Here is a 6,180-nt window from a genome sequence, read left to right as displayed (position 1 = left end):
CAAACGACTGGGGAGAATCCGGCCTCTGGGTCTTCAATAGAGATATTGAGGATTTAAGCTGTTTCGTTGAACCAGTAATCTCAAGAGGTGATTCTGGGAGAATCCCCCGTCACAGCATCGCTTGACGGGGGAGTATGTCAAGTTAATTTAAAACAAGGGATTAGGGATTAGGGACTGGGGACTGGGGACTGGGGAAAGTTTTGAGTTTTGATGCCCCCTGCACCTCTGCACCCCTGCACCTCTGCCCCCCTGCACTCCAGCGATGAGTTCTACTTCACCTTGGAGATTTTTGATCCATCCTGTGACTTCAATAATTGGTGTAAGTTTGGATGTTTCTCTAGGGCTAGGTAGGGTGGTATTATGTCTGCTGATTTCGTTTGGGGGGCGCAAATCTCGCCATACAGTCCTACCTAATAATGTTTCGTTAGGGCTTTCGGGTAAGCCACCGCTGCCAGTAATTGAAAAGCTATTATTTTGAGAAGTTCGACAACTGGAAACGATTCGATCGTCCATTGCGACAAAATTTCCTGGTAAGTGAACTACACTTTCTGAAACGCTAGTATCGGGAGTATTTATTTGGACAATTCCGCTAAATTGAGCCCCCAGGCTAGAGGTAGCGGTAATATCACTTTGGGGAGTAGTTTGCTGGCGGAAAGTAGTGCCGAAAATGCCTCTAGAATTAATGATTACTCGACCTCCAAAACTTTGTTGTGCATTGGCAGTAATATCGCTATTTTCTAAAGCTACTAAAGTATTTGTAGTGATAAAAATATTGCCGCCATTGGTACTGTTACCACCTAAATTGATTTTTTCACCTGTATCAAGTGTGACTGTGCTGCTAGCGTCAGTGGTAATGTTGCTGTTGTGTCGCAGTCGTAAATTTTCTGATTGAATGGTAATGTTACCTTGTTCAGCTTGTCTTTGAGTTGCTGTAATTAAAGATTGATTGTCTAGTTCGATCGTGCTGGCAGTAATATTAATATTACCCGCGTTTCCTTTGCCTAAGTTACCAACATTAATTCTCCCTCGATCTTGCAGTCTCAATCTATTAGCAATAATCGTTACGTTGCCAGCATTTCCTGTTAATTGCGGTACGGAAATTAGGTCAGTATTTAATGTCGTCCTGGCATAAAAACCACTACCAATTCCCCCTGTGGTAGAAGTTCCCCGAAAGAGGATTTCATCGGCTATTACTTTGATATTTCCGCTTGTACCTGCGCCGAAGGTAGATACAGAAATTACGGCTCCATTTTCTAAGGTAAGTTGTTGGGTTTGAATATTGATATCGCCGCCAATTCCAGTGGAAGGAATGGTAGGATTGGAAACGATCGCTGTTAGAGTTGCGCCGTCAGCTGAGAGTCCGCCCAAAAACACTTTGTTGGCGATTATTTGCAAATGTCCAGAATTTCCCGATCCATCTGTTCCCATTGCAATTGCTGCGCCGTCTCGCAGGGTTAAGCGATCGCTAGTAATGGTTAAATTCCCTGCTTCTCCACTGCCGTTTGTGCGAACAAAAAAGCCCGTACCAATGCCACTATTGGTTTCATTTCCGGTTTTTCTGCCTATTAGTTCTATGTTCTCTAAAGCATTAATAAAAACGTTTTTTCCTGGTTGAGAACCTTGATTAATTGACACCATAACTGAGCCTTGTTCTAGTGTCAAGTTTCGGCTTTGGATTTGAAAGTAACCGCCTGGTAAACCGCTGGTATTAATTGAAGCAGTACCGGATAAAATGATATTTCCAAATTGTGTGTTCGGTTGATTTTTAAAGGTTATTTGGTTGTTGTTCATTTCGATTGGTGCTTCACCGCGAACAATTGAAAAAAGAGCGATCGATCCTGATTCTGCTTTTAAATTTCCACCTGTTAAAGCTATATTTCCTCCGATTAATGCCAAGGTTTTACCTGGTTGTACTGCTAAATTATTGGTTGGCTCGTTCGTTTCTAGTGCGCCTGTCTTTCTGCTGAAACCAAAATTGTGACCTGAACCTTCAACGTTAATTATTCCCGGATTTGCGCCACTAAATTGCAAGCCAATGGGAACTTTAATTGTTAGTAGAGATGCAATATTTTGGGGATTGCTGGCGTTAAATTCGCTGCCATTATCAAATTTAATACTATTAGCAGTTGTAGCAATAAATGAACCACCAATATTAAGTTGGGCATGGCGACCGAAAATAATTCCGCTGGGATTAATCAGAAATAAATTAGCTTGTCCGTTAGCACGAATTATGCCATCAATATGGGAAAAATTACTCCCTGTAACTCGACTGAAAATGTTTTGAATATTTAGGGTATTGTTGAAGTAAGCTTCACTGCCAGTAGGAATAGCAAATTCTCTAAAACTGTGAAATAGGTTACTCCCTGTTTGGGTGCCACCTTCGATGCGGATGCTGTTTTTCCCTGTAATGGCAATGGTGTTATTTGGTAGCGTAGAGTCTGGAACAATTTGTGCTAATGTGCCGAGGGGAATAGTGAGGCAGAAAAGACAAAATGTACTAAGAAACCAAATTAATTGAAGGGAATAATTCATATTTGTGTACCTTAAATTAGCGATCGCTTTTTCTCTGAAAAGTTTTTACCAGGTTACTCGATCTTTTAATTTTTCTAATAGTCTTGAGCCGATGCCGGGGACGCGATCGAGATCTTCTAAAGAAGTAAAAGGTTTTTCTTGTCTGGCTTTAATAATTTCTTGCGCTAATTTTGGCCCGATGCCTGGTAATGATTCTATTTCTTCTTGAGTTGCAGTGTTCAAATTAACTTTTTGGATATTTTCAACTGCGGGAATTCTGGGGGAATTTGAACTTTCTGTTATTGGTTTGGATACGGTTTCGATTTGGGGACATTGTTGTTTTTGCGTTTTAATTTTTTGCTTAATTCTCTCTGGCAAACCAAGTTGAGCGTCGCCATAAAGTCGATCGAATTCTCTTTGAAAATGGGCGGCTACTTTGGGACTTTTAATTATTACTAAGGTTTCGTCGTTGTTGGTGTTTGCTGCTTCTGACCAGTTGTGAGAACCTGCGATCGTAATTTTTCCATCTATTACTGCAAATTTATGATGCAATAAATCACCTTTTCTCAGCAAAGGTGTTCCTACAGTGTTAATTGGTTTTTGCCAAGGTCGATTGTTGATTTCGTATTTACAATCATTGACCAAAGCTACTCCCATCATATCTAAACCTTCACTATAATAACGATAGGCAAAATCCGGCTCAATTAAGGTTCTGATTTTCACTTTTCGTTGATGGTTTGTTTCTAAAATATCAGCTAGTTGCTGTTCGGAAAAGACAAATAGGGCTAGATCGATCGCTTTCTTAGCCTTAACTAAAGTTTTACCAATTAACCCATTAGTACTTTGTGACCAAGGGATTTTTTGAGATGTGGGTGAAAATTGCACAGAAATATTAACCGTTCCTAAATCTGCTATTTGCACAGGACGATAAGGTTTTTTCACTCCAAATTTACTATCTGGTTTTCCTCCTACTCCGTCTCCCCACATCAAATTAAACTCTTCAGTAAAAACCTCTGCTAATTCAGGACTATTGATTTTAAGTAAACTATTATCATTTCCCAAACTATTGAGATTTTGCAAATCTCCGTGAATATCGGAAGTTGTAAAATTGGCTGAAGTAATAATTAGTTTCTGACGATCGACGATTACGAATTTGTGGTGCATTAAACCGCTACCAGCTGAACCATCAGCAGTGTCATCAATTATGGGAATTTTGGCATTGTCTAAGATGACTAAAGCATCGCGCTGATTAATTTCTGCTACGTCTAATTTTTCATCTTCATTTTGGTCTATAAGTCGGCGGTATTCTTTGTAGCGTTCTTGTTCTCTTGGAGGTAGTTTTGTTATTTCATTTGTGGTAAATGTACTCCAAGAACGACTGTAGTTATTTTCCAAAATTATTCTAACTTTAACTCCGGCTTTTTGGCGTTCAACTAACGCTTGAGCAATTTTAGGTAAACGTAATTCTTGAACAGCTACATCTACTGTAGATTTAGCAGTGCTAATAGTATCAACTAATACTTTTTCTAAGTTATCGCCGGAACGTTTTTGCGGACGGTAAGGTTCAATGTATTCCGATAACTGTGCATGGTTGAAATATACTTGCACAAAGGGATCTTGGGGTAAAGGAGTAAGATTTTGAGTTTGGGGAACTGCTTTTTGGCAAGCGGAGAAGAAGAATGCCAAAACAATTGCTGAACAAACTTTTGGGAGTTTGCAGGTAGGTAGATGCAACATAGTTCACACCAAAAATAATTTGAGGTAATTTTAATTACTAGCTATTAAGCAGATAATATCAGATAAATCAATGGAGATTGATTAAGTTAAAGTCTTTTAAGGAATTTTAGGATGTAACTTTATATCAGGCTGGTTTTTTGCTGGGATTAATAAAACTTTTACTAAGATGGGTACTCCTTTGTTTTATGGCAAGACGAAAAAAGCTGTTTTCCTGTGGTCATAAGGGTTATGGGCAAATTTGCCATCTTTGCGCTCAACAACAGGCGATGTGGGAACAAAAGCGGCAGGAAAAACAAGATTGGGAGTCTACTTTTACTCAAGATCCGATTAATTTAAGGGATTTGCCCGATCATGTGGTGATTAAGGCGCGATCGGTGATTGCAGCTTTACAAGAAAATAAGGATTATCGAGAGTTTGGGGGAAAGCGTTTGCGCTACGATCGCTTTATCATCAGTATTCCCATCACTCGCAATTATCGAATGCTTTGTCGGGACTGCGGTACAATGTTAATTCCTCAAGAAGTTTTGTCCCATGAGGATTACAACGTTAAGAAACCTGGTTGTTAGGCAGGACAGGGCAGGGGAGCAGGGGGGCAAAAAAGAAAATGGAACTTATTTCTCAGTCCCCAGTTTGGGTACAAATTGATAACTAAGTTGTAATCAAGGCTATATGCTGAGAGATAAATAACTTTTTGTTGTTGAAACTGTTAGAGTTAAAAATATGCAAATTTACTTGGATTACAGCGCCACAACTCCGCCCCGTCCAGAGGCGATCGCACTTATGCAACAAATCCTTACTCAACAGTGGGGAAATCCTTCCAGTTTGCATGAGTGGGGGCAAAGGTCAGCTACGGTATTAGAACAAGCGAGAATGCAGGTAGCAGGGTTAATTAATGCGCCTGCTGATGGGATTATTTTTACTTCTGGTGGTACGGAAGCAGATAATTTGGCAATTATGGGTGTGGCGCGATGTTATTCTCAACCACAACATATTATTATTTCTAGCGTAGAACATTCGGCGATTTCCGAACCTGCAAAATTGCTGGAAAGTTGGGGTTGGGAAATCACTCGTTTACCTGTGAATAGTTGGGGTTGGGTGAATCCAATTGATTTGGAAAATGCTTTGCGAACGAATACGGTTTTAGTTTCGATTATTTATGGTCAAAGTGAAGTAGGAACTTTACAACCAATTGAAAAATTGAGTGAAATTGCTCGATCTCATGGAGCATTATTTCATACTGATGCGGTGCAAGTGGCAGGAAGATTGCCGATCGACGTGCAAAAATTAGGCATAGATTTACTGTCCCTTTCTAGTCACAAAATTTATGGTCCTCAAGGTGTAGGTGCTTTGTATATCCGTCCGGGTGTGGAGTTGGTGCCTTTGTTGGGGGGTGGGGGTCAGGAAATGAAATTGCGATCGGGAACGCAAGCTGTCCCAATAATTGCAGGTTTTGGGGTGGCAGCGGAGTTAGCGGCGCAAGAAATGAGTCAGGAAACGCCACGATTAATGGGATTGCGCGATCGCTTTTTTGACCGCTTATCTGAGGTGAAAAATCTCAAAATTACTGGACATCGTTGGCAACGTTTACCTCATCATGTCAGTTTTTGTTTGCTAAATGCTGATGGGGAAAAATTAAGTGGAAAAACGATCGTCCGGCAACTAAATTTGGCGGGAATTGGCATTAGTGCTGGTGCTGCTTGTAACAGTGGTAAACTTAATCCTAGTCCAATATTATTGGCAATGGGCTACAGTAACAAACTGGCAAAGGCTGGTATTCGTCTAACTATGGGGCGTTATACTACAGAAGAAGATGTAGATTGGACGGCGATGGTTTTGCAGCAAATTTTACAAAGATTGACTCCAGAACCAGCTTTATCTAAAGTCTAGTTTTTACCTTTAGAATTGCAGTAAGTGTTACGCTGTGTATAAATT

Annotated in this window: 4 protein-coding genes; 2 read left to right on the top strand and 2 right to left on the bottom strand. The window is 40.3% G+C overall.

Translation table 11 applies throughout. The features are described 5' to 3' along the window. Positions 1–147 precede the first annotated feature (147 nt). Together ACE1B6_RS19135 and ACE1B6_RS19130 are read right to left on the bottom strand one after the other, a co-directional pair. Positions 148–2,532 (bottom strand): two-partner secretion domain-containing protein, encoded by a 2,385-nt coding sequence (locus ACE1B6_RS19135; protein ID WP_413258853.1) that lies wholly within the window; start codon positions 2,530–2,532, stop codon positions 148–150. A gap of 45 nt (positions 2,533–2,577) precedes the next feature. Beyond that, positions 2,578–4,248 carry a DUF655 domain-containing protein gene (locus tag ACE1B6_RS19130; RefSeq protein ID WP_413258852.1) on the bottom strand — a complete coding sequence of 557 codons (1,671 nt, stop codon included), beginning with the start codon at positions 4,246–4,248 and terminating at the stop codon, positions 2,578–2,580. A 185-nt stretch (positions 4,249–4,433) separates the two neighbouring features. On the opposite strand from ACE1B6_RS19130, the gene ACE1B6_RS19125 reads away from it, so the two are divergent. Then, positions 4,434–4,814 (top strand): DUF7682 family zinc-binding protein, encoded by a 381-nt coding sequence (locus ACE1B6_RS19125; RefSeq protein ID WP_413258851.1) that lies wholly within the window; start codon positions 4,434–4,436, stop codon positions 4,812–4,814. Between the two features lie 154 nt (positions 4,815–4,968). Beyond that, complete coding sequence (locus ACE1B6_RS19120; RefSeq protein WP_413258850.1) at positions 4,969–6,135, top strand: cysteine desulfurase family protein; 1,167 nt, start codon at positions 4,969–4,971, stop codon at positions 6,133–6,135. Positions 6,136–6,180 lie beyond the last annotated feature (45 nt).

Origin of the sequence: Floridaenema fluviatile BLCC-F154, from assembly GCF_041929135.1 — a bacterium.
GTDB classification, from domain to species: domain Bacteria; phylum Cyanobacteriota; class Cyanobacteriia; order Cyanobacteriales; family Aerosakkonemataceae; genus Floridanema; species Floridanema fluviatile.
Note: the sequence above shows the minus strand (reverse complement) of the source record. Positions and strands in the feature narration are given on the sequence as shown.

Excerpts from the sequence above, each read along its gene's own strand:
- ACE1B6_RS19135 (WP_413258853.1), bottom strand. The coding sequence starts at position 2,532 with ATGAATTATTCCCTTCAATTAATTTGGTTTCTTAGTACATTTTGTCTT.
- ACE1B6_RS19130 (WP_413258852.1), bottom strand. The coding sequence starts at position 4,248 with ATGTTGCATCTACCTACCTGCAAACTCCCAAAAGTTTGTTCAGCAATT.
- ACE1B6_RS19125 (WP_413258851.1), top strand. The coding sequence starts at position 4,434 with ATGGCAAGACGAAAAAAGCTGTTTTCCTGTGGTCATAAGGGTTATGGG.
- ACE1B6_RS19120 (WP_413258850.1), top strand. The coding sequence starts at position 4,969 with ATGCAAATTTACTTGGATTACAGCGCCACAACTCCGCCCCGTCCAGAG.